At 48.4% G+C, this 23,695-nt stretch carries 16 protein-coding genes; 7 read left to right on the top strand and 9 right to left on the bottom strand.

Features of this window, described 5'->3' with window-relative positions:
- Positions 1-25: 25 nt before the first annotated feature.
- The 4 genes from KJB35_RS16845 to KJB35_RS16830 form a co-directional block, all read right to left on the bottom strand.
- The gene (locus KJB35_RS16845; protein ID WP_054574438.1) at positions 26-3,235 is read right to left on the bottom strand and encodes an efflux RND transporter permease subunit; all 3,210 of its coding nucleotides are present in this window, start codon (positions 3,233-3,235) and stop codon (positions 26-28) included.
- Positions 3,236-3,237: 2 nt separating this feature from the next.
- Entirely contained in the window at positions 3,238-4,956 is a 1,719-nt protein-coding gene (locus KJB35_RS16840) for an efflux RND transporter periplasmic adaptor subunit (RefSeq protein WP_054574437.1), read from the bottom strand.
- 164 nt (positions 4,957-5,120) lie between these two features.
- Positions 5,121-6,512: a TolC family protein gene (locus KJB35_RS16835; protein ID WP_054574436.1), complete on the bottom strand. Its 1,392-nt coding sequence runs from the start codon at positions 6,510-6,512 to the stop codon at positions 5,121-5,123.
- Positions 6,513-6,647: 135 nt separating this feature from the next.
- Positions 6,648-7,070 (bottom strand): hypothetical protein, encoded by a 423-nt coding sequence (locus KJB35_RS16830; protein ID WP_054574435.1) that lies wholly within the window; start codon positions 7,068-7,070, stop codon positions 6,648-6,650.
- 315 nt (positions 7,071-7,385) lie between these two features.
- Between KJB35_RS16830 and fdhF the strand changes: the two genes are divergently transcribed.
- Both fdhF and KJB35_RS16820 read left to right on the top strand, forming a co-directional pair.
- Positions 7,386-11,624: a formate dehydrogenase subunit alpha gene (fdhF, locus tag KJB35_RS16825; RefSeq protein WP_054574434.1), complete on the top strand. Its 4,239-nt coding sequence runs from the start codon at positions 7,386-7,388 to the stop codon at positions 11,622-11,624.
- Between the two features lie 384 nt (positions 11,625-12,008).
- Positions 12,009-12,380 (top strand): hypothetical protein, encoded by a 372-nt coding sequence (locus KJB35_RS16820; protein WP_005375433.1) that lies wholly within the window; start codon positions 12,009-12,011, stop codon positions 12,378-12,380.
- A 109-nt stretch (positions 12,381-12,489) separates the two neighbouring features.
- Here the strand turns inward: KJB35_RS16820 and KJB35_RS16815 are convergent, their stop codons facing one another.
- The 5 genes from KJB35_RS16815 to KJB35_RS16795 all read right to left on the bottom strand — a co-directional run bounded on the left by KJB35_RS16815 (position 12,490) and on the right by KJB35_RS16795 (position 18,062).
- Positions 12,490-13,587 carry an ABC transporter permease gene (locus KJB35_RS16815; RefSeq protein ID WP_064354574.1) on the bottom strand — a complete coding sequence of 366 codons (1,098 nt, stop codon included), beginning with the start codon at positions 13,585-13,587 and terminating at the stop codon, positions 12,490-12,492.
- Entirely contained in the window at positions 13,587-14,513 is a 927-nt protein-coding gene (locus tag KJB35_RS16810; protein ID WP_054574432.1) for an ABC transporter ATP-binding protein, read from the bottom strand. The genes KJB35_RS16815 and KJB35_RS16810 overlap by 1 nt, the downstream gene beginning before the upstream one ends.
- A 4-nt stretch (positions 14,514-14,517) precedes the next feature.
- Positions 14,518-15,468, bottom strand: coding sequence for an HlyD family secretion protein (locus tag KJB35_RS16805; RefSeq protein ID WP_373417407.1), 951 nt, complete (start codon positions 15,466-15,468; stop codon positions 14,518-14,520).
- A 369-nt stretch (positions 15,469-15,837) separates the two neighbouring features.
- Positions 15,838-16,701, bottom strand: coding sequence for a MurR/RpiR family transcriptional regulator (locus KJB35_RS16800; protein WP_213907588.1), 864 nt, complete (start codon positions 16,699-16,701; stop codon positions 15,838-15,840).
- Between the two features lie 89 nt (positions 16,702-16,790).
- Positions 16,791-18,062 carry an amino acid deaminase gene (locus KJB35_RS16795; RefSeq protein WP_213907589.1) on the bottom strand — a complete coding sequence of 424 codons (1,272 nt, stop codon included), beginning with the start codon at positions 18,060-18,062 and terminating at the stop codon, positions 16,791-16,793.
- Positions 18,063-18,241: 179 nt separating this feature from the next.
- On the opposite strand from KJB35_RS16795, the gene KJB35_RS16790 reads away from it, so the two are divergent.
- The 5 genes from KJB35_RS16790 to KJB35_RS16770 all read left to right on the top strand — a co-directional run bounded on the left by KJB35_RS16790 (position 18,242) and on the right by KJB35_RS16770 (position 23,583).
- Positions 18,242-19,687, top strand: coding sequence for an amidohydrolase family protein (locus KJB35_RS16790; RefSeq protein WP_005425135.1), 1,446 nt, complete (start codon positions 18,242-18,244; stop codon positions 19,685-19,687).
- Between the two features lie 51 nt (positions 19,688-19,738).
- Positions 19,739-20,131, top strand: a complete 393-nt coding sequence (locus KJB35_RS16785; protein WP_213907590.1) for a RidA family protein — start codon at positions 19,739-19,741, stop codon at positions 20,129-20,131.
- 234 nt (positions 20,132-20,365) lie between these two features.
- Positions 20,366-21,889, top strand: coding sequence for a sodium:solute symporter family protein (locus tag KJB35_RS16780; protein WP_038895509.1), 1,524 nt, complete (start codon positions 20,366-20,368; stop codon positions 21,887-21,889).
- A 103-nt stretch (positions 21,890-21,992) separates the two neighbouring features.
- Entirely contained in the window at positions 21,993-22,937 is a 945-nt protein-coding gene (locus KJB35_RS16775; protein ID WP_213907591.1) for a sugar kinase, read from the top strand.
- Positions 22,938-22,953: 16 nt separating this feature from the next.
- Positions 22,954-23,583 (top strand): bifunctional 4-hydroxy-2-oxoglutarate aldolase/2-dehydro-3-deoxy-phosphogluconate aldolase, encoded by a 630-nt coding sequence (locus KJB35_RS16770; protein WP_213907592.1) that lies wholly within the window; start codon positions 22,954-22,956, stop codon positions 23,581-23,583.
- The last annotated feature ends 112 nt before the right edge of the window (positions 23,584-23,695 follow it).

Genomic DNA, 23,695 nt, shown 5'->3' with positions numbered 1-23,695 from the left:
GGCATGTTTGAGAGGAAGGTAAGGATTAAGCCTTGTTATCAGTGCGATCTGTGCTGTCGGCGTTTTCGATTTGGTTGCCAGTTTGCGTGCTTGTTTGGCTCGGAGTTGAGTTGTTTGGGCGCAACTCACGTTGTTTCCACAGCTTGAAGATGGCTGGAAGCACTAACAGCGTCAGCAGCAGTGCTGAGGCCATACCGCCAATCATTGGTGCAGCGATACGTTGCATCACTTCTGACCCTGTACCTTCGCCGTACATGATCGGAATCAGACCAATAATGACCGTCAGTACCGTCATCATTACTGGGCGAACACGCAGGCCTGCACCTTCACGAATGGCATCGGTTAGGTCTTTCGCCTCAAGCTTCTGTTGGCTCTCTTCCGCATCCAGCTTTTTGTAGTGCCATGCTTGGTTGAGGTAGACGAGCATGATGACCCCAATCTCAACCGCGACGCCTGCTAGGGCAATAAAGCCGACCCCAACGGCAATCGAGAAGTTGTAGTTGAGGATATGCATGAGCCACAAACCACCAACCATAGCGAGTGGTAGGGTAAGCATGATGATCATTACTTCGCCGACACGACGGAAACTGAAGTAAAGCAGCAGCATAATGATGGCGATGGTAATTGGTACCACGACACTCAAGCGGTCTTTCGCACGTTCCATGTATTCGTATTGACCAGACCAAGCCAACGAGTAACCCGCAGGAAGCTCCAACTGATCGGCCACGACTTGCTGTGCTTCCACGACGTAAGAGCCAAGGTCACGACCATCGATGTCGACAAACACCCAGCCGTTCGGGCGTGCGTTCTCTGTCTTGATCATTGGAGGACCGTCTTCGTAACGAATGTCCGCTACGTCAGCCAGTGCAATACGAGCGCCATTTGGTGTCACTAACGGTAAGTTTTGCAATTTTACCACTGAGTCACGGTAGTCTTGTGGGTAACGAACGTTGATTGGGTAACGCTCCAAGCCTTCGATGGTTTCACCCACATTCATACCGCCCACCGCAGTGGAGATCACTTGCTGAACGTCTTTGATGCTCAAGCCGTAACGCGCTGCGGCACGACGTTTAATGTCGATCGTGACATAACGACCACCTGCTACACGTTCTGCGTAAACCGATGCCGTGCCTTGTACGCCATTAAGAATTGGCTCTAGCTGAGAACCGATCTTCTCAATCACTTTCAGATCAGGTCCGGCGATCTTAATGCCGATAGGGGTTTTGATGCCCGTTGCCAGCATGTCGATACGCGTTTTGATCGGCATTACCCAAGCGTTAGTAAGACCAGGGAACTGAACCAGCTTGTCGAACTCTTTGCGCAGTGACTCGGTTGTTACCCCTTCACGCCATTGGTCGCGTGGCTTCAACTGAATCACGGTTTCAATCATGGTGAGTGGCGCTGGATCGGTTGCGGTCTCAGCTCGGCCAATTTTGCCCCATACGGTTTTCACTTCTGGAACGGTTTTGATCAGCTTGTTGGTTTGTTGTAGAAGCTCACGTGCTTTACCAATTGAGATACCCGGATAGGTCGTTGGCATGTACATCAAGTCGCCTTCATCCAGCGGAGGGATGAACTCGCTACCCAGTTTACTGGTTGGGTAGTAAGCCGATGCCATTAGACCTAATGCGATAACAATCATGGTCTTAGGGTATTTTAAGCTGGTGTTCAACAGCGGACGGTACAACGCGACCAAGCCACGGTTAACTGGGTTTTTGTGTTCTGGTAACACCTTACCGCGAATGAAGTAGCCCATAAGCACAGGGACGAGTGTGATTGCCAAACCTGCTGCTGCTGCCATGGCGTACGTCTTAGTGAACGCAAGCGGCGAGAACATCTTGCCTTCCTGACCTTCTAAGGCAAACACCGGTACGAAGCTAAGAGTAATGATCAGCAACGAGAAGAACAGCGGTGCGCCAACCTCTTCTGCGGCTTTGCCAATTACTTGCCAGCGGTTCTTGTCGGTCAATGGCGTTCGTTCAATGTGCTTGTGAACGTTTTCAATCATTACTATTGCACCATCCACCATGGCACCGATGGCAATCGCAATACCGCCCAAGGACATGATGTTGGCGTTGATGCCTTGCCAATGCATTACGATAAACGCAGTGAGAATGCCAACCGGTAGACTCAGAGCGATAACCAATGAAGAACGAATGTGGAACAAGAACAGCGCACACACAATCGCAACGACGATGAACTCTTCTGCAAGCTTCTTCCAGAGGTTTTCTACCGCTGAATCGATAAGGGTAGAGCGGTCGTAGGTTGCAACAATTTCCACGCCTTCTGGCAGGCTGCGTTGTAGGTCTGCGAGCTTGTCTTTGACTTTCGCAATCACTTCACTGGCGTTTTCACCAAAGCGCATCACGATAACGCCACCGACCGCTTCACCTTCGCCATTCAGCTCTGAGATACCACGGCGCATTTGTGGACCAAGGTTAATGTCTGCGATATCACCTAATAGCAACGGCGTGCCTTTCTCGGTGACTTTTAGCGGCAGTGATTTAATGTCTTCAATGCTGGTTAAGTAACCCGTGGTACGAACCATGTGTTCGGCTTCGGCCACTTCGATAACGGACGCGCCGGTTTCTTGGTTACCGTTTTGGATTGCCATGTTCACTTGTTGCAAAGTGAGGTTGTACGCACGCAGCTTGGCAGGATCAATCTGCACTTGATACTGCTTCACCATACCGCCCACGGTCGCAACTTCAGAAACGCCATCAACGGTTTGCAATTCGTACTTCAAGAACCAATCTTGCAGGCTACGAAGATCGGCCAAATCATGTTTGCCAGTTTTGTCTTGTAATACGTAGCTGTAAACCCAGCCCACGCCCGTTGCATCAGGACCTAGGGTTGGTTTTGCGTTCGGTGGCAGCTTTGGTGCTACTTGGCTCAAGTACTCCAACACGCGTGAACGTGCCCAGTACATGTCGGTATCATCGTTGAAAATGATATAAACGTAAGAGTCACCAAAGAAAGAGTAGCCACGAACTGTCTCAGCACCTGGCACGGCAAGCATGGCGGTGGTGAGTGGGTAAGTAACTTGATCCTCGACGACTTGAGGAGCTTGACCCGGATAGCTTGTCTTGATGATCACTTGCACATCAGAAAGATCCGGAATCGCATCAACAGGCGTATTCTTTACACTGTAAAGTCCGCCTAATACAAGGGCTAAGGTCGCGACCAACACTAGGAATCGGTTGCTCAGTGACCAACGAATAATAGCATTGATCATAATTAACCCTCGACGGCTGTTGTTGCAGGAACTAGCTGTTTAAGAACGTAGTCAGATCCTTGTTTTTCAACTAGAAACCGAACTTTCTGTCCTTCTTCAAAACCCGATAGATCAACGTCTTCTCCCACAGAGAAGTTCATCTCACCTGCATCCCAGTTCCATTCTGCAACCGGTAGGTGGTTTAAGGTGATCATGCCAAAATCAGCCATCAGCATGCTAATGTCACCAGTTAGCCAAACTTCTGCTGCAATGACGCTGTTGTCTGCCTTATAGTCAACGATTTGGTACTGACCGGACTCCGTCTTTTGCATTTCAAATTCGATAGCCTGACCTTTTTTCAAGTCACCCATTTCAACGCCATCTGCGAAAGTGAAGTTCATTACCATGCCCGGCCAATCCCATTCTGGTACAGGTTGGTGGTTGATGGTCAGCATACGGTGATCTTTCATCACATCCGTGATCTCACCTTTGGCCCATGCCGTTTCTGCCGCTACTTCTACACCATTGATGCGAGACAGATCTGCCGACTGGCTTGATTCAGAGTCGAGCATGAAGTGAGATGACGTAACGATCTTGTCGCCTTGTTTAAGTCCTTGTAATACTTCGATTTGTTCGCCAGCTTCGCGGCCAACTTCAATTCGAGCAGAACGGTATTTGCCATCACCTTCCGCCAGAACAACGCGAGTCATACCGCCAGAGCGGATAACAGATGATTTGGGAATCGTTAATACTGCGTCGTCAGTGACAGGCTGCAAGGCAATATTGGCGAACATGTTTGGCTTCAATGCGCCATCTGGGTTAGGGAATTTAAGACGCACACGCAACGTACGTGTTTTCGGATCGAGGATTGGGTACACGTAATCCACGACACCTTGCCATTCATTGCCCGGAATCGCGTCAAGGGTCATCGTGGCTTGAGAGCCCGCTTTCATCCAGTGTGCTTGACGCTCAAAGACTTCTGCATCAACCCAAACATTGTCCAAAGGACCTGCACTGATCACCGCTTGAGCAGGGGATAAATAGCCACCTTCACGCACGTTTAAGCTCGCGATAACGCCATCAGCAGGCGCTTTGATTTCAATGGTTTGCGATGCTTTACCACTACGAGTAATGGATTTGATTTGAGCGCGGTCAACACCAAGCGTTACCAAGCGTTCGGTCGCGCCTTTTACAAGACCTTTGCGGCCAGTGCGGTACGCATTCAGCAATTCTTCTTGTGCTTTAACCAGTTCAGGAGAGTAGAGAGTGAAAAGCACATCGCCTTTCTTCACTTTCTCACCCACGGCATTGATGTAGAGTTTTTCTACCCAACCCGCCACACGAACGTTGGTTTGCCATAACAGACTTTCATCAAAGGCAATATAGCCAACCGTTTCGATGCGTGGTGATAGCTGTTGTAGTGTCGCGTTTGCGGTTTTAACCCCGAGGTTGTTCTCTACTGAAGGGTCAATAGTCACTGTACCCGGTGCGTCTTGTTCACCGGATAGGTCTTCTGCGTAAACCGGAATCAAATCCATGCCCATTGGGGACTTACCCGGCTTGTCGCGTTTGTAATTCGGATCCATTGGGGCAACCCAGTAAAGCGGATCATTAGAGCTTGCAGCAGATTCGCCACCCATAGCACTCATGTCGTGAGTCGAGCCCGTAAGAAAATGATTAGCACCAAACCCTAAAGCACCACCAACAATCAGCGCGATGGTTGCAATTTTAAATGTTTTCATTGTTTTACCTTATTTTCCCCTTCACATTTGACGCTACAGCGTTGTTGCCTGCTCTCGTTCACCCAAATCACATAGCAGATCCCTTAGTTTGTTAGGGAAAGTGCTCATGGGATTCTCTCGTTTGCCGCCTAGCTGTAGCCCCAACTGTCTTGGGGAATCACAAATTAATATGTCGAAATAGAGCGAGCTTCCGGTGAAGCCACTTGATAGTCGAAACCACCGAGTAGGGTGGCTAAATTGCTGTTTGCGATGTTGAGATCGGTCAGTAGACGTTGTTGCTCCAATTGCAGAGCCAACTCGTCAGTCGTGGCGGAAATCACATCGTTAAACTGCGCTGTGTTGTTTTGATAACCCCGCTCAACGGCTTGGATGCGCGCTTTCGCTTGAGGCAATAAGGTGGATTGATAACGTTCTAAGCGTTGGGTTAAGTTGCCGCGATCAACCAGCAAAGTGTTCACCTTGGCATTCATCTGCGTTAGTAAGGTGTCTTTTTGCGATTGTGCCGCGCCAACTTGGTATTGAGCGGCCGCGAGATTGCGATCTTGGCGGTCACCTGTGAACAGTGGAATGTCCATGGTGAGGTAAGCGCTAACCAAATCGGAGGCGGGCTCACCCATCATGTTGTCGGCTTGGCGGTAGGCGTACATTACTTCGACGCCAAATTGTGGGTTGTAGGCTTGCTCAGCAATTTCCACCTGCGTTTTATTGGCAGAAATGCTGACGTCGGCCATCTTAACCATCGGGTGTTGGCTGAGTTGCTGATAATGCTTGGTGGAACCCTGACTGGCAGCAAGTTTGCTGTTCAGTGTGTCCCAATTAAGTTGATTGCTCGCATGCAGGGCCTGTTCATTCGCCAACCAATCTGACCCCAACCATTCGGAGAGTTGAGAGATAAGACGACGTTGCATTTGTGCGTTGGCTTGCAGTTTCTCATCCAACTTGCTGACTTGTAATTGAGCGTTGAGTAGGTCTTGCGCTTCACTCTTACCAATCGAATAGTTGGTTTGAATAAAGCTTTCCATCTCCTTCATCAACTTGCGGTTCTCAAGCAAGATTTGCTCAGCGCGTTGCTGGTAACCAAGCTCTAACCAAAGTTGAGTCATGCTGTTGGCTACCTCAAGCTCACGAGCATGCACTTGAAGCCCAAGGCCGTCGGCTTGTTGATTGGCTTTCTTCTGTTGTAAATCAAGCGTAGAGCCACGCTCAAACTGTTGCATTAAACCAACGGAGATGTTGGTCATTGGGTCTTCATCGAATTTGAAGCTGTCGACAGGCAAGCCACCAAAACCCACTTTTAGTTTTGGGTCCATCAAGGTCGCACTCGCGACGCCCGTTTCACGCATGGCAGCAGATTGCGCTGAGTATTGCTTACGATTGCCATCGTTACTCAAAGCGACGTTGATCAGTTGGGCAAGCTTGGTCGTTGAAGCTCGCTCACTTGATGCGGAATTTTGCGCTGCGTGCGTCTCTCTACCTGCGGCGTTAACCAAGGTTGGCGCAGCGACCAGAGCCACCATAAAAATAGGTGCAGCTAAGCGGTATGGTTTGATATCCATAATCTAAATCCAGTGTTCGCCGGATCGATGGAGGTGCGGATTTTATTGCGGGAACAGTAAAGCCTTGTTACCTCATCGTTCAGGCGCATTAAAACAACCTGCGATACACGCGCAGGGTCGAATGCTAGGACGGGTTTAGGCTATAGGAGGTCGGTACAGGTCGCGGCTGACGTGTACGACTGGGGAAGCAACTTCAGGAGTAATGGTTGCGCGATAGACAACGGGCATTGGGCTATTGATAGGATTCGGTAGGGGGACGAAAACTATCGTACACGCGGCAGTACAGCAGGTATGAACCATGCCGGAGCCTCCACCACAGTTCATGCTGGTTTCTCTTGCATCGCCATCTTCGGACATAGAACCGTCAGTCATGGAGACGTCCATCGTGCCAGGCATACCGCAGTGTTCGCTGTCACTCATCATAGAAGGATGGTGAGCCATGCCAGTAGACATCATTTGAATATTCATCAACGGCTCACTGTTCGCCACACTAGATACCAATAGCACTAGTGTCGTGAAGAGAGCTAACCAGATTGTATGCAGCGATTTTAAGTGCATACCCTTTCCCATGTGTTTGATGAAAATGATGAAAACCCTTCGATTCTAAAGGTTAACCTAAGGGTAAGGTCAATCATTTATTACTCTTATTATCAAAATAGTCCAACCCTACAGTTTTCGCACTTTCGAGGGAGTAAAACGTTTGTTAAACACCGAGTGTGGAAAGTTAGCGAAAGAAGCCCTGGCTTTTTATGACACGTGAAAAATGTGGTTTATAAGTTTTACATCACACTAACTTGTCTTACAAATGATTATCCTTATAGAATGCATGGTTTTACTTGTGCAGATTTGGATTTGCTTTGCTGCGGGGGTTGCATGATAGAAATTGTCATCGATGGAAAATATAGAATTGTAGAAGAGGGTCTAACCCTTTTAGAAGCAGCAAAAGTGTGTGGGGTCGAGATCCCATCGCTGTGCGGAATGAACAAAAGTAATGAAAAAGTACCGTGTGACTTGTGTGTGGTTGAAGTCGAAAGCGGCGGCACTAAACGCGCGTGTGAACTCGAAGTTTACCGTGGTCTCAATGTGGTCACGCAATCAGAACAATTAAGCGAGCACCGCAGAAAAGCACTCAACCGCATCATGACGGACCATTACGCCGATTGTGAAGCGCCATGTAAAACCGCGTGTCCAGCGGGCGTTGATATCCAATCGTACCTTTATCACATCGCACAGAACGATCATCAAAAAGCGATTGAAGTGATTAAGCGTACGCTCCCTATGCCGTTATCGATTGGCCGCGTGTGCCCAGCATTTTGTGAAAGTGAATGTCGCCGTTCGTTAGTCGATGAACCTATCGCAATTCGCCAGCTAAAACGTCATGCCGCGGATGCGGATTTGTCTGCGCATGAAGCCTACGTACCAGAAAAGAAACCAAGCAAAGGTTTGAACATTGCCGTCGTCGGAAGTGGCCCTGGTGGTCTGACAGCTGGCTACTACTTATCGAATGAAGGCTACGACGTTACGGTCTTTGAATCCATGCCAAAAGCGGGCGGTTGGTTGCGTTACGGTATTCCTGAATACCGTTTACCAAAAGACATTCTCGATAAAGAAATCGAACTGATGTGCCGTAATGGCATGCAAGTTCACACCAATCAAAAGCTGGGTGTGGATTTAACGCTTTCTCAATTGAGTGAAGAATACGACGCGGTGTGTTTGGCTGTCGGTGCGTCTCAAGCGGTTGAAATGCACTACACAGGCAGTGACCTTGAAGGTTGCTACTTAGGCGTTGATTACCTCAAAGATTACGTTACCGAGCAAAACTACGTCACGGGTCAGAAAGTCGCGGTGATCGGTGGTGGTAACACGGCAATTGACTGTGCTCGTACTGCGCGTCGTGCTGGTGCAGACACCACGTTGATTTACCGTCGTACCCGTGACGAAATGCCGGCAGAAGACTACGAGATTGTCGAAGCGGAACACGAAGGGGTGAAATTCCACTTCTTAACCAACCCGGCAGAAAACCTTGCCGATGAAACCGGACGCGTGAATGCGATTCGTCTAGAACGCATGGCGTTGGGTGAGCCGGATGCATCTGGTCGTCGCAGCCCTAAACCAACCGGCGAGTTCTTCACCGAAGAGTTCGACACCGTGATTGCGGCAGTATCGCAAAAGCCAGATCTGAGCTTCCTCGAAGGCGAAGATTTGTCGATTCCGCTTACGCGTTGGAACACCTCTGATGCCGATGAAAAGACCATGCACACCGGCACGGGCAATATCTTCAGTATTGGTGATTTCCGCCGTGGTCCAGCAACGGCAGTTGAAGCGGTGGGTGATGGCCGCGTTGCGGCAAAAGCGATTGACCTGTTTTTGAATGGTGATATGGCGGATATGCCAAAGGCAGCGTTCAACTCGCGTAAAGAGAAGAAGCTCTCTCAAGTCGATCCGCTTCACTTCGAGAACATCCAGAAAGTCGCTCGCTCTATCATGCCTGAGCTGACTCCAGCACAACGCGAGCAAAGCTTCGCTGAAGTGGAGTTGGGCTTTGATAACGAAGAAGCGATGAAGGAAGCGGCGCGCTGCCTTGAATGTGGCTGTCAGGCAAATACCGATTGTGCGCTGCGTGATTACTCCACCGAATATGAAGCTGAGCAAAGCTTTGACTTCTCCTTACAGATTAAATCGCATCAAGATTGGTTAGATCTTCGTGCGAAAGACTTGCGTCATAAGTACGAAGTTGACCGTAGCTCTGAGTTTATTGAGTTTGATGCCAACCGCTGTATTAGCTGTGGTCAGTGTATCCAAGCGTGTCGTGACAAAGCCGTGCACGGCGTACTGAACTTTGTGTGCGACAAACAAGGTCGTCCTGCATTACGTCCTGACGACCGTCCACACTTTGGAAGTAACAAGAATGGCTTAACCCTAATGGGCGATTCGAACTGCGTGCAATGTGGCGCGTGCGTTCAAGTGTGTCCAACGGGCGCGATGGTCGATAGTCGTGACCGCTCACAGGGTCGTACTGAAGATCTGAAAGCGGTCGACACCATTTGTACGTACTGTGGTGTGGGTTGTAAGTTGACTATGTTCGTGGACGAAGCAACCAATACGATTCGTTACGTGAAGGGCGGTGACTCGCCAGTGAACCAAGGCATGCTGTGTGTGAAAGGGCGCTTTGGTTTTGATTTCATCGGCAGTGAAGAGCGTCTTACCACGCCTTTGATTCGTAAAGACGGTTGGTTGCAGCCTGCAAGTTGGGAAGAGGCGATTCAACTGATTGCGAGCAAGTTCTCTGGCATCAAGCAAGATTTTGGCAGCAACGCATTGGCGGGTTTCTCTTCAGCGAAAACCACCAACGAAGACAACTACGCGTTCCAAAAATTTGTCCGTCGTGAACTAGGCACCAATAACGTCGATCATTGTGCGCGCTTGTGTCACGCATCGAGTGTAACCGGTCTTGAGGCATCACTCGGTAGTGGTGCAATGACCAACGACATTCCAAGCATTAAGCACTCTGATGTGATCTTTATTATTGGTTCGGATACCACATCGGCGCACCCGATTATCGCTTCACACATCAAACAAGCAATTCGTCACCACGGCGCTCGCTTGATTGTGGCTGACCCGAAACGTGTCGATATGGCAGAGCATGCTGAGTTGTACATGGCGCACCGTCCGGGTACAGATGTGATGCTTTTAAATGGCGTCATGCAGCAGATCATCAAGAACGGTTGGTACGATCAAGAGTACATTGAAGAACGTGTCGACGGCTTTGATACCTTGTTGCAAGAGGTGATGTCGCCAGCTTACAACCTCGATAAAGTGGAGTTGGTTACGGGTGTTAAAGCCGAAGACATTCAAGCAATGGCGCGCATGATCGGTACGGCAGATCGTACAGCTGTGTACTACTCGATGGGTATTACTCAGCACACGACAGGTCATGACAACGTGCGTTCTATCGCTAACCTGCAATTACTGTGTGGCAACATCGGTATTGAAGGTGGTGGTATCAATCCGCTGCGTGGTCAATCAAACGTGCAAGGCGCGTGTGATATGGGGGCTTTGCCAAACAGTTTCCCAGGCTACCAAAAGGTATACAACCCAATTGTGCGTCAGAAGTTTGCGATTGAATGGAATGCGCCAAATCTGCCTTCTGAGCAAGGTCTAACCCTGACAGAAATCATTGATGCGGCTTGCCATCGTGACGTTCGTGGTATGTACATCATGGGTGAGAACCCAGTGTTGAGTGACCCGAACCAAGCGCATGTGATTGAAGGTTTAGAAGCACTCGACTTCTTGGTTGTTCAAGACATCTTCCTAACGGAGACTGCGCAATACGCGGATGTGGTTCTGCCTTCTTGCTCGTTTGCAGAGAAAGCGGGTCACTTCACCAATACAGAACGTCGTGTACAGCGTGTGAATCCGGTTGTCACGGCACCGGGTGAAGCGAAAGAAGATTGGTGGATTATTCAAGAAATTGCCAATGCCATGGGCAGTGATTGGGATTACCACTGCGTGTCTGATATCACCAATGAAATCGCACGAGTGACACCTCAATACGCGGGTCTTCGTTGGGATGCCATTACGCCAAACGGTGTGCAATGGCCTAGCAACAAGAACAACCCTGCGGGTACTCGCATCATGCACCAAACCCAGTTTACTCGTGGTAAAGGGCAGATGGTGGGTGTACCGTTCCGTTATGCGGCTGAGCTGCCAGATGAAGAGTACCCACTTGTGTTAACGACGGGTCGCGTACTTGAGCAGTTCCACACTGGCACCATGACGCGCAAAACCAAAGGGTTGGATAATCTTGCTGGCCCACGAGCGATGGTGAGCGTGGAAGACGCAGAAGCACTTGGCATCAGTAATGGTCAGCGTCTGACGGTGTCTACACGTCGCGGCAGCATTGAGATTGATGCTTTTGTGACTAAGCGTATTCAAAAAGGAGTGGTGTTCATTCCATTCCACTTTGTTGAATCGCCAGTCAACCGCCTAACGACAACGGCAACTGACCCGCATGCGAAGATCCCTGAGTTCAAGGTCGCTGCGGTTAAAGTGGAAGTGAGCGAAAAGACAACGCAGACAGAGTCTCTCGAAGATAGTTACCAACACGTTTAAATTCGGCGAGTCACGTTGTTGTGGGCACTGACAATTTGAGCCTAGTTGATGGGCGGATAATCTACTCTTGATTTCCGCTCTCACTACATTCACTCGGATTGTCTTTTTCTTCAAACTCCTTTTACTTTTCTGTTATCACCGCGCTCCGGTTAGTTTTCCTTTCTTACTTCTTACTTCTTACTTCTTACTTCTTGCTGTCTCTGTGGCGTATTTTTGTTCAAGCCCATGATGAGAGTGCAATAAAGTTTGTTGTTGAGCTTGTCATAGAATTGACTGTCTCTGACTGTCCCCTGTTATTTGGGCAAGTTCTATAACCTAAACTTTGCTCGCTTCCTATACTGAATTAACGAAGCAAGATTTTTATAACAACAAGAGGAAGCTTGTATGACAAGAACAACCTCATTTGCACTCGTTTTATTACTTATGTGCGCATACTTTGGTTACAACCGTTATTATGTATACCCCCAGCAGTTGGAAACACAGGCGAAGTCGATGCTAATACAAATGGCAAATCGCGAAGAGTGGGTAGATGTGTTTGAGATGATGAATCGCGTAGACGCGCATAAGGGCCATTTGGAACTTGTTGCTGACGTGACATCCTCTGATGGTCAGCGAGCGTACAGTGAAGGTATTATCACGTACACGGATCGCGAAGGCGTTGTCTGTAAACAGGTAGTGTTCAACTTTAAAATAAACTCTTTGAAAAACTACAATATTTCCGATTTACGAGATTGTTCCTACGGTGAGTACTATTAATATTGTCTGAGAGTTGAGCTTGATAGCACAGTGTATGAACACAGAAACAAAAAATAGCCCTTCGTTGGGGCTATTTTTGTTTTTAAGGAATGAACGCAATATCGTGGGATTAGTCGAGTGATTTTTTGAAGCGAAATGAAGCGACAATAAGGCCGATAACGGTGAATCCAAGTAACCAAACTGTATCTCGCCATAGTTCCATTAGGTCTGCACCACGCAGCACCACACCACGAATAATTCGCATAAAGTGGGTGGCAGGCAGCGCTTCGGATATCCATTGTGCCGCGATGGGCATTCCTTCATAAGGGAACATAAATCCGGATAGAAGAATCGACGGCAAAAGAATAAACACCGTCATCTGCATTGCCTGAAGCTGTGTCGTCGCAATGGTGGATATCACCAAACCTAAGGTTAAACTCGCGGCGATAAACAACAGCGTGCCAAATAGTATCTGACTAATGGCGCCGTTTATCGGCACACCAAATATCCAGTGACCCAAGCCTAAAATGATAAACACCTGTATCAGACCAACAAAGATGTAGGGGATGATCTTCGCTACCATGAGTTCTATGGAATGGATTGGCGTAGTAATCAGTAACTCTAAATTGCCACGTTCTCGTTCTCGAACAATGGCTGCACTGGTGAACAAGATCATCGTCATGGTCAGAATCACGCCCAATAAACCAGGGACAATGTTCACCGCCGAGCGCCGACTCGGGTTGTAATACAGCGCAACTTCAAAGGTTTTGGTTGGAGTAGGGCGTATTTCAAAATCAAAATCTGTTAACGGCATGGTTTGTAGTGAGAGAATCGCAGAGCTGATCATGGTGTCTGAACCATCCACAATCCATTGGCCAAGCTCTCGCCCTTGCACCATACGTTGGGTTAAATCGCTAGGCAGAATTAAAGCCGCTCGTACCAAGCCGTCTTGAATGGCTTGCTCGGCTTCTGTTGCGGTAGCGAAGGTTTCGACCACATCGACCACTTGCGTGACTTTGACGGACTCGGTGATCACACGCCCAGCAGTACTGCCACTTTGATCGACGACGCCCACGGGAATGTTGCGAATATCGGTATTTATGGCAAAGCCGAACAGCAGGAGCTGAATCAACGGGATCATCACGACCATGCCAAAGGTAATGCGGTCACGTGAAAGCTGACGGATCTCTTTGATCATTACCGCTTTCATACGGGCAATAGATTTCATCATTGGCGACCTTCTCCCGTCACGCTGACAAACACATCTTCCAAGCTCGGGCGAGCAATGTTCATCTCGCAGCCATCAAGCTCAGGAAAGGTTTGGGTTAACCATTCGATCGGTTCTTCGATGTGCTGGTGGATCAAAATGCGTAAACGAATGCCGAGCTGTGCGGCCGAGCGCACCTCTTCACGCTGAATGACTTTCTCTTTTAGCTCGCGTAAGTTATCCGCTTTGACTTCGACGATGTTAACGCCCATTTGCGCCATGAGTTCTTCTGGCTCACCATCGGCGCGGATTTTCCCCGCTTCCATAATAGCCAGACGATGGCAACGCTCTGCTTCATCCATGTAGTGCGTAGTGACCAGAATCGTCGTGCCTTGGTCAGAGAGATCAAACAATTGCTCCCAGAAATCGCGTCGGTTCTCTGGGTCAACCGCAGACGTGGGTTCATCGAGAAACAACAGTTCTGGTTTGTGCATAGTGGCTGCGGCGAGAGACAAGCGCTGCTTTTGGCCGCCACTCATTCCGCCGACGCGCTGTTTACGCAGTTGGTCGAGACCGTAGGTTGACAGTTGTTCTTCGATGCGAGCTTTCAGGGCCTTGGTTTCCATTCCAAAGATTTGTCCAATAAACTCAAGATTCTCTTGAACCGTCAGGTCATCATATAGGGAGAACTTTTGCGTCATGTAGCCAATCTTGAGGCGCAGAAGCTCAGATTGTTTTGGGATCTCTAGCCCGAGTACATCGACATTGCCCTCACTTGGGCTAAGCAAGCCAGTTAGCACACGAATGGTTGTTGATTTACCGCAGCCGTTGGGGCCAAGAAAACCATAAATACTGCCTTTGGGCACATTAAGCGTGATGTTGTTGATGGCGGTGAAGTCACCAAACTTTTTCACTACATTTTCAGCTTGAATCGCGTATTCGGTCATTGGCTTACTCCACCAAATCCACTTGCGCTGGTATACCTGAAGGCAAGGATTGTGCGGAGTCTTGTAGGTCGACTTCTGCTAGGTACATCAAACGCGAGCGTTCTTCCTCGGTAAGCGCGAAATAAGGCGTAAATGAAGGCTCAGTCGCTACCCAACGAACGGTGCCGCTATATGGTTGCTCAACGCCATCTACATGCACGTTAACCGTTTTGCCCGGCACAAAGTCGACTCGATAGTTAGCAGGAACATAAACGCGAGCGTATGGGACCCGGCTGGCTTGTATTACAGCAACCACGCCATTCACAGGGACGCGTTCGCCAAGGTTAAACGGTAGGTTATTCAACAAGCCATCTCGCGTGGCGGTGATGGTGAGTTCTGCTAGTTTCTGTTCTTGCAGTGCCACATCGGCTTTTGCTGCCATGAGTGCGGCTTTCGCTTGTTCAATATCTTCAGGGCGAGAGCCAGCCGTCAGTTTGCTGAACTCTTCTTGTGAGGAGTCTAGCTCTGCACGGGCAGAATCTCTGGCTGCTAAAGCGGTGTCTTTTTCTGATTGGCTGATGAGCTTTTTGCGAACTAACTCTGCTTTACGTTGGTAGTTCTTTTGCGCTTCAACCAATTGAGCTTCCGCTCTGGCAACGCGTGCTTGCGCTGCTGCAATGTCTTCTGGTCGCTCACCATTGGTCAATTTCAAAAGATAGGCGTCAGCCTTGGCTTGTTCGGCAACGGCGTGAGCTAAAACGGCTTCTTGGTTCTTTGTATCGAGCTGAACCAGCACTTCTCCTTCGGTGACTTGGCTGCCTTCCTTAATGGGTAGGGCACGAATTATCTCGTTAGAGGTGGCAGTGAAGGTTACGCGGTCACGTTCTAATGTGCCAAGGGCTTGCTGTCCATCATCTTTGGAACAGGCAGTTAAAAGAGTCAGGGCTAGGGTGCCAATAATGATTCGCTTCATCATGCGACGCTTCCTCTAAGAAGGTGAGCTCGAACTCGTATCAAGCTATAGAAGAGTGTGGGACTGCATTCAGTGTAACGTGAGTCAGTTTTGTCCGGCTAGGAAGTTAATTCCTTCAATATTCATCAATTGATTAATTATTGAAACTGGCCTCACTCTTGAATGCGTCTCTAAGAATATTCTCATTCAAATATAGTGGGTTACCGTGATGTTGGTGGGATTAGGAAAGATAAATTGAAGAATCGAGACAAGGATCAGGTTTACTGTGCACGCGTAAAGAAATGGCGAGATAAAGCAAAGCCCGAGGCTGAACATCGGGCTTTATTGTTTGAGTTTTATGAGCGAGATTTTGGGTATCTAGATCACGTTGGTTTAATCACCAAGAGGCTGTCTTTCCAAACCGCCACGATAAGAATCGAGAGCAACTTTGAGTCGACGAAGTTTATCGCGCGAGCGTCGCTTATGATTAACGGCCAACGCCATCGAAAGTACATCAACCAACGCCAGCATCGCGTAACGAGAAGCCGATGGTTTATATATGAAGTCCGTCTCTTGGTGTTCAATAGGCAGAACCAAATCGGCTTGCTTAGTCAAAGGTGTGTCTTTTGGAGTAATCACAATGACTTTTACACCGTACTGCTTGGCTAATTGCGCGGTTTCTATGATGGCAGGGGTATAGCCAGTGGCTGAGATCATCACCAACACATCGTTCGCGTCTGCCGTCGCTGCAATCATGCGCGATAACAAGCCATCGTTGTACGCCACAACAGGGTAGCCCAGACGGAACAAACGATGCTGCATCTCCTGTGCTGCAATGGTTGAGCCACCACCCATACCAATACAGATAACTTGTCTTGCGTTGTGCAGCCAGTTCACGGCAGTGTCGATATCTTCTTCAACAATCAAACTGCGGTTTACATCAAGGGATTGCTTGATCGACTCATAGATGCCTTGGTAGCCACTTTGATCAGGCGGTTCAAGGATGAATCGTTGTCCAACCGTTAAGGTTTGTGCCAGTTTGATCTTCATATCACGTACGTTTTTACAGCCAACAGCTTTGGCAAAACGGGTGATGGTGGCTTCACTCACTTCTGCGCTTTCTGCCAGTTCAGTAATGCTGGCATTGGCGGCAGTTTGAATGTCGTCCATGATCAACTTCGCGACCTTCTTTTCGGCATCGCGCAGCGCACTGAAACGTTCAGTGATTTGAGAGATAATATCGACTTCTAAACTCAAGCTGTGTTCCTATCTTTTGCATGGAGGTGATTGTGCCGCCTCCACTGGTTTGGCATGAAGTATAACGAAAAGCCTCACTAAGCTCATCATCAGAAACGGGTTTTCACCCAATGAGTGACTTGATACTCATCATCACAAACCGCCACTGCACGCCACTTATCAAACGTTAGACATGGATGAGAGGTTGAGAAGGCAATCATATCACCCACTTGAAGGTCGCTGTTTGCGTCTACTTCGATGAACGCATGCTGATCCATCACCGCGGTCGTTACCGCACTTTCAATAGAGATTGACTCACCTTCGCGGTATGCGCGCTCAGGGATTGGCAATCCAGCATCAAACGCCACGTCACGTTTACCAAAGCCGGCAACTAACTTAGTTGGTTCAGGGCGAGAAATGATATAAGCCCAAAGCTCTAGTGCCGATTCCAAGTCACCACCTAAATCACACGCTGCACCTTGGTTGTTTTCAGCGCGCTGCATGACTTTGTTTTGTGCGTCTAGGTAAATGCCTGTGTCATGAATCGCGTAGCAACCTGGGCGAATGACGGCATCAAAATCTTCTAGGTTGGCGAAGCATTCAGAAACCACGTCATACCAAGCAGAGCCTGCGCCAGTAACAAGAGGTTTGGACTCAATCAACTTGTCGCTTTGTAGTTGGGCTGCGATTTCTAATGTGGTGTTGAGGAAGTCACGGATGTCCTGCTCAGCATTGTCACCATGAATGACACCTTCGTAAACCTCGATACCTTTGAGCGTAAGGTGAGGTTGCTGGTGGATGAGTGTGGCGAGCTCAACCACATCTTGTTGGTTTCGGCATCCACAGCGACCGCCTTCGACACCAAACTCAATCAGTACATTAAGCGGCAACTGATATTCAGCGAAGGCACGCTCTAGCGCTTTGACGTTTCGGTTTGAATCCACACAGCAATAGAAGTTGATTCCATGGGTTTCAATCAAGTTGGCGATGATGGTCATGTTAGCGCGCCCGACTAGTTGGTTCGCCATGATGATGTTTTTCGCTCCGCCTAGCACCGCAATCTCTGCCTGAGCTGGCGTTGCGACGGTAATGCCCCAAGCGCCGTTTTCTAATTGCTGCTGAAAGAAAGCGGGAGTCATGGTGGTTTTACCGTGCGGTGACAACTTCACTTTGTGCTGATTGGCAAAACGCTGCATCCATTCGAGGTTGTTCTTCAATGAAGAAGATTTGATCACCGCAGCGGGCAAGGTGATCTCTTCATGGATCAAACTGTGTAACCCATCGGAATTACACGCAACAGGTTGAGCTTTCTCTCCGTAACCTGGCGTGGTAACACACTCATTATGATAGTTTTTATCACACTTTTGGCGATTGTCTTTCATGGCGTACCTACTTCTAACATGGTCTAAGTGATTGATATTAAGTGTTTGTTGCTAACTACCATAAATAATGTGTTAGAAAGTATCAAACAAATCTTAGTTTTTTGTGTGTTTCTTCACTGTTTAAATTTCAAGAATTATTAAGATGGAATCATGTTAACGACGGACGAAGAGAGTGAAGTATGTTGTTCGATACCATTATCAAAAGCGTAGAGGTATTTGACGGTACGGGTGCAGCACCATTCATTGCTGATGTTGCGATTCGTCAAGATCGTATTGAGCAAGTAGGGCAGCTAGACGAGCTTTCCGCAAAGAAGGTTATCAACGGTCAGGGTCTTGCGTTGGCTCCGGGATTTATTGATGTGCACACGCACGATGACACCAATGTGATTCGTTACCCTGACTGCTTGCCAAAGATTAGCCAAGGCGTGACGACGGTAATTGTAGGCAATTGCGGAATTAGCGCGAGCCCTGCGGTACTCAGTGATACTCCGCCAGACCCAATGAATCTATTGGGCAAGCAGGAAGACTTCAAATACCCAACTTTTGCGGAGTATGCGAAGGCAGTGCAAGCGGCGAACCCTGCGGTCAACGTTGCAGCGTTGGTCGGTCACACAACTTTACGTAACAACGTGATGGACGACTTACTGCGCACGGCTACCGATGAAGAAATCGAGCAAATGCGCCAAACACTGGCACAAGCGATGGAAGAGGGCGCATTGGGTTTGAGCTCGGGTCTTGCTTATGCGAGTGCCAAGCAAGCGAACGCGGATGAAGTGATGCGCCTAGCGGAAATTCTTGGCCATCACGGTGGTATCTACACCACACACATGCGTACCGAGTTTGAAGAAATCATCAGCGCAATGGAAGAAGCCTTTGAAACTGGGCAGTACGCCAAAGTGCCAGTGGTGATTTCTCATCTGAAATGCGCAGGTGCAGGCAACTGGGGACGCACGGTAGAAGTGCTGGATTTGATGGATAAGGTTTCTGAGCATCAAGACGTGTCTTGCGATTGCTACCCATATTCTGCCAGTTCTTCAACGCTGGATTTAAAACAGGTGACGGATGAAATCGACATCTTCATCACTTGGTCTGAAAGTAAACCTGAACACGCTGGCAAGATGCTGAAAGACATTGCTGACGAGATGCAACTGCCTCTTATGGAAGCAGCAAAAGCGTTGCAACCTGCGGGCGCGGTTTATCACTGCATGGATGAAAACGACGTCAAACGTGTCCTTAAGTATAAGTTGACCATGGTGGGCTCGGATGGATTACCAAATGACCCGCATCCACATCCACGTTTGTGGGGCACATTCCCGAAAGTCTTGGGGCATTACTGTCGTGAAGAGCAGCTTTTCCCATTGGCAGAAGCGATTCACAAGATGACGGGGATGTCGGCAACACGCTACCAATTGAAAGATCGTGGGGAAATAAAAACAGGCGCTTACGCAGACTTGGTTTTATTTAACCCAAATACAATTAAAGATACTGCAACGTTCGAAAATCCAATTTCCGTCGCGCAAGGTATTGAATCTGTATTTGTAAATGGCGAACTATCTTATTTAAAAGATAAAGTCACCGAAAATAGAAATGGCGTATTTATTTATAGAAATAATACCCATCAATAACTTATTAAATAAATTAATTTTATAGATTAAGCATTATCACTGGAGAATATTATGTCAATTAAACGTTATGGTATAGAAGGCGGCGTAGGTACTGGCGGTCAACATTTACCATTTGCACGTGCAACAGAAGCGGGCGGCTTCTTATACGTCTCGGGTCAAACACCAATGACTGACGGCGAAGTGGTAGAAGGCGGTATCGTTGACCAGTCTCGCCTAGCGATTCAAAACTGTGTCGACATCATGGAAGAAGCAGGCTACACGCTTGCTGACGTGGTACACGTAAAAGTGGTACTAACGGATTCTCGTTACTTCCAATCGTTCAATAAAGTGTTCAGAGAGTTCTTTGGCGACCACCCACCTGCACGTATTTGCATGGTGTGTGATCTCGTGGTGGACGTGAAAGTCGAAGTCGATGTGACTTGCTACCGCGAAGATCGCCGATAGAAATCACACTTTACCTAATTAAATAAAATAGAGTGCCGGAATTAATTACTTTCCTGTTATTATCTTTTTGGCACTCTCACTCCCTACATAAATATAATTTCATAAAGCAGTAGTGCCTAATATATTTAGTAAAAGCTATAAAAATAAAATTAGATAATTTCTGGAATAAAATCTAATACTTGCTGCTGGAATTATATCAATCTGAAAGATGGATTTTGATATGAGAGGTGTTCAATGAACAGTACACTTTTTCTTACCGGCTTCGGTGCGTATGTCTTATTTTTAATTTGGTTGGGATGGTTTGTCTCTCGCAATCAAAAATCAGGTGAAGACTTTCTACTCGGTGGTCGAGGCTTACCTCTGTTCCTCGTATTAGGTACCACAGTAGCAACCATGGTTGGCACGGGTTCTAGTATGGGCGCGGTGGGCTTTGGTTACTCAAACGGTTGGGCTGGTGCGCTTTATGGCATTGGCGGCGCAATTGGTATCTTGTTATTGGCGCTGTGGTTTGCGCCAGTTCGTAAACTCAACTTTATGACTATGAGTGAAGAGCTCGCATACTACGTAGGTGCAAACCGGATCGTGAAGAACGTGGTTGGTCTGCTTATCTTTATCGCTTCTATTGGCTGGTTGGGCGCACACATCCTTGGTGGTGGTATGTACCTAGCGTGGATTGCCGATATTGAGCTGAGCACTGCGAAGATGATTATCGCAGCAGCGTTTACTATTTACGTGGTTATTGGCGGCTACACTGCGGTGGTTTGGACAGACACCATTCAAGCTATCATCTTGTTTGTTGGCTTCATCCTAATGGCGGTACTGTCTGTGCAACACATTGGCGGCTTGGATAACCTGTACTCTGCCATGGACCCAGAAGCGGTGAGCTTCCTTGCGATTGATAAGCTTGGTTTAATCCCTGCGGTTTCTCTTGCCGTCGTGATTGGTGTGGGTGTACTTGCAACGCCTTCATTCCGCCAACGCATCTACTCAGGCAAAGATGTATCAACCATCCGCCGTTCGTTCGTGGCTTCTGGTGTGCTGTACTTGTTCTTCTCCATCATCCCAGCAGTCATCGGTATGGCGGCGCATGCGATTGACCCTGAACTAAACAACGCGAACTTTGCTTTCCCATACATCGCGGCAACGGTATTGCCAGTAGGCGTTGGTCTTATCGTTCTGATTGCTGGTCTATCAGCAACCATGTCGAGTGCGAGTTCCGATGCGATTGCGGGCGTGTCTATCCTACTGCGTGATGTTTACGTCATGTTCACCGGTCGTGTGCCAAACAAAGAATCCATGTTGAATTACTCTCGCTTGGCTTTGGTTGTAGTGATCGGTTGTGCATTGCTGTTCGCGCTAACTTCTAACGACATCATCGGCTACATCACTAAGATGATCTCGACAGTCATGTCTGGCATGTTCGTGTGCGGTATGTTGGGTCGCTTCTGGAAGCGTTACAACTGGCAAGGTGCATTGGCAACATTGGCAGGTGCGTCTATTGCTTCATTTGCAGTCATGATGAGTCCTGACCTGACCGCTTTCTGGGGCAACCCAGTGATTCCATCTTGCTTGTTTGCCCTAACAGCAGGCGTAGCAGTGAGCTTAGTGACTCCAGCTAACCAAGTGTCACCAGAAATGGCACGAGCAATCCTCGATGATGAGCGTGCTCTGATGGAAATGGAACTGTCTGACAAAGGTGTTCTGGAAGAAGACGCTTCTCTACAAAACCGCGCAACGGCGGCAAATCAAAACGCTTAACAGCAGAGAGTTCCCGGCTCGAACAGAAACTCGCTTATAAGCTCCTGACAAACTGGTGGCTCCCCCGAGCCACCATTCTAAATTTATCCAAAGTAGGTGAACGATGACCGATTCATCCCAGACTAAAATTGCTTTCTTTGGCGAATGCATGATTGAACTGAGCGGCGACCCAATTCGCAAAGGCTTTGGTGGCGACACGCTCAATACCGCACTTTACCTCTCTCGACTAACGGCTCAGCAGCCTGTCCAAGTGTCCTACGCGACCGGTCTTGGGGAAGACGCACTTTCTCAAGAGCTTCTGGAAAACTGGCAACAAGAGGGCATTGCGACTGACCTTGCCGAGATATTCCCTGCTCAGCTTCCGGGTTTGTACATGGTGCAGACCGACCAAGAGGGCGAACGCAGCTTTCTATACTGGCGTGACAGCGCAGCCGTTAAAAGTTACTTCTCTACCTCTTCGCTCAACAAATTAGAAGCCGCGATTGCGAACCGAGAGCTGCATTATCTCTATCTGAGTGGCATCAGCATTGCGATTCTAAATGACGATAGCAAAGTAAGGCTTAAAAAGGCGTTAAGCCAGTTCTCACAAGCTGGAGGCAAGGTTATCTTCGATAATAACTTCCGTCCTCAACTTTGGTCTGCACAAGAGGCAAAGCATTGGTACAGCCAAATTCTGCCTTTAGTCGACATTGCGCTTATCACTGAAGACGATGATGTCTTGGTATGGGGTGAAGAGGAAAGTGCCGAGCAGCGCTGCCTTCGCTTTGGTTGCCGAGAAATCGTGATTAAACGTGGCTGTGAGCCTTGCAAATTGGTTTGGTCGCATGGTGATGACAAGCAAACCGCTTACGTAGCCGCCGAGAAGGTCGTCAAAGTGATCGACACCTGTGCCGCCGGCGACTCTTTTGCTGCTGGTTACCTTGCTGGCAGATTGACCGAACAAAGTTGCGAGCAATCTGCCCAACTCGGTCACGCACTAGCGGCAACCGTTATTCAATATCCTGGTGCGATCATTCCAAACGACGCCATGACTCATCTAATTCGATAATTTCCGAGAACGTATTATGTCCCAAGCAATGATTCAGCAACTTCAGCAATTCAAAGTTATTCCTGTTATTCAAATCAATAAGGTTGAGCACGCAATTCCATTGGCAAAAGTGTTAGTAGAAAACGGTCTGCCAGTCGCAGAAGTGACGTTTCGAACAGAAGCCGCTGCCGATGCGATTAAAGCCATGCGCGATGCTTACCCGCAAATGTGCATCGGTGCTGGCACGGTACTGACGCCAGAGCAAATTACCCAAGCGAAAGACGCGGGTGCAGAGTTTATTGTCGCGCCGGGGTTGAACCCAAATACCGTGCGTCGCTGCCAAGAAATCAACATGCCAATCGTACCAGGAGTGAATAACCCAAGTCAGGTTGAACAAGCTCTTGAGTTGGGTTTGAACTTCCTCAAATTCTTCCCGGCGGAAGCGAGCGGTGGTATCGCGATGGTGAAGTCGCTGTTGGCTCCATACGTTAATGTGGGTCTGATGCCGACAGGCGGTATCGGTAAGAACAACGTTAATGATTACCTAGCCATCGACCGTGTGGTTTGTTGTGGTGGCACTTGGATGGTGGCACCGAGCTTAATTGAAAACGAGCAGTGGGACGAAATTGGCAAGCTGGTTCGTGAAGCAGTAGAACTGGTTGCGTAACTCAAACTGAGCTCTTTTACCCAAGTCACCAGACCCCATTAAATAGCGTGACTTGGGTTGAACAATTATAGGGTCTGTTGAACTTCCGAGCTGATTTTTGCAGCGAATTGTT

Origin of the sequence: Vibrio sp. D431a (assembly GCF_030248655.1) — a bacterium.
Classification (GTDB): Bacteria; Pseudomonadota; Gammaproteobacteria; order Enterobacterales; family Vibrionaceae; genus Vibrio; species Vibrio alginolyticus.
The sequence above is the reverse complement of the archived record's forward strand: the minus strand, read 5'-3'. Positions and strand labels throughout refer to the sequence as shown.

Coding starts and splice junctions, on each gene's coding strand:
- KJB35_RS16845 (WP_054574438.1), bottom strand. CDS start 3,235: ATGATCAATGCTATTATTCGTTGGTCACTGAGCAACCGATTCCTAGTG.
- KJB35_RS16840 (WP_054574437.1), bottom strand. CDS start 4,956: ATGAAAACATTTAAAATTGCAACCATCGCGCTGATTGTTGGTGGTGCT.
- KJB35_RS16835 (WP_054574436.1), bottom strand. CDS start 6,512: ATGGATATCAAACCATACCGCTTAGCTGCACCTATTTTTATGGTGGCT.
- KJB35_RS16830 (WP_054574435.1), bottom strand. CDS start 7,070: ATGCACTTAAAATCGCTGCATACAATCTGGTTAGCTCTCTTCACGACA.
- fdhF (WP_054574434.1), top strand. CDS start 7,386: ATGATAGAAATTGTCATCGATGGAAAATATAGAATTGTAGAAGAGGGT.
- KJB35_RS16820 (WP_005375433.1), top strand. CDS start 12,009: ATGACAAGAACAACCTCATTTGCACTCGTTTTATTACTTATGTGCGCA.
- KJB35_RS16815 (WP_064354574.1), bottom strand. CDS start 13,587: ATGAAATCTATTGCCCGTATGAAAGCGGTAATGATCAAAGAGATCCGT.
- KJB35_RS16810 (WP_054574432.1), bottom strand. CDS start 14,513: ATGACCGAATACGCGATTCAAGCTGAAAATGTAGTGAAAAAGTTTGGT.
- KJB35_RS16805 (WP_373417407.1), bottom strand. CDS start 15,468: ATGATGAAGCGAATCATTATTGGCACCCTAGCCCTGACTCTTTTAACT.
- KJB35_RS16795 (WP_213907589.1), bottom strand. CDS start 18,062: ATGAAAGACAATCGCCAAAAGTGTGATAAAAACTATCATAATGAGTGT.
- KJB35_RS16790 (WP_005425135.1), top strand. CDS start 18,242: ATGTTGTTCGATACCATTATCAAAAGCGTAGAGGTATTTGACGGTACG.
- KJB35_RS16785 (WP_213907590.1), top strand. CDS start 19,739: ATGTCAATTAAACGTTATGGTATAGAAGGCGGCGTAGGTACTGGCGGT.
- KJB35_RS16780 (WP_038895509.1), top strand. CDS start 20,366: ATGAACAGTACACTTTTTCTTACCGGCTTCGGTGCGTATGTCTTATTT.
- KJB35_RS16775 (WP_213907591.1), top strand. CDS start 21,993: ATGACCGATTCATCCCAGACTAAAATTGCTTTCTTTGGCGAATGCATG.
- KJB35_RS16770 (WP_213907592.1), top strand. CDS start 22,954: ATGTCCCAAGCAATGATTCAGCAACTTCAGCAATTCAAAGTTATTCCT.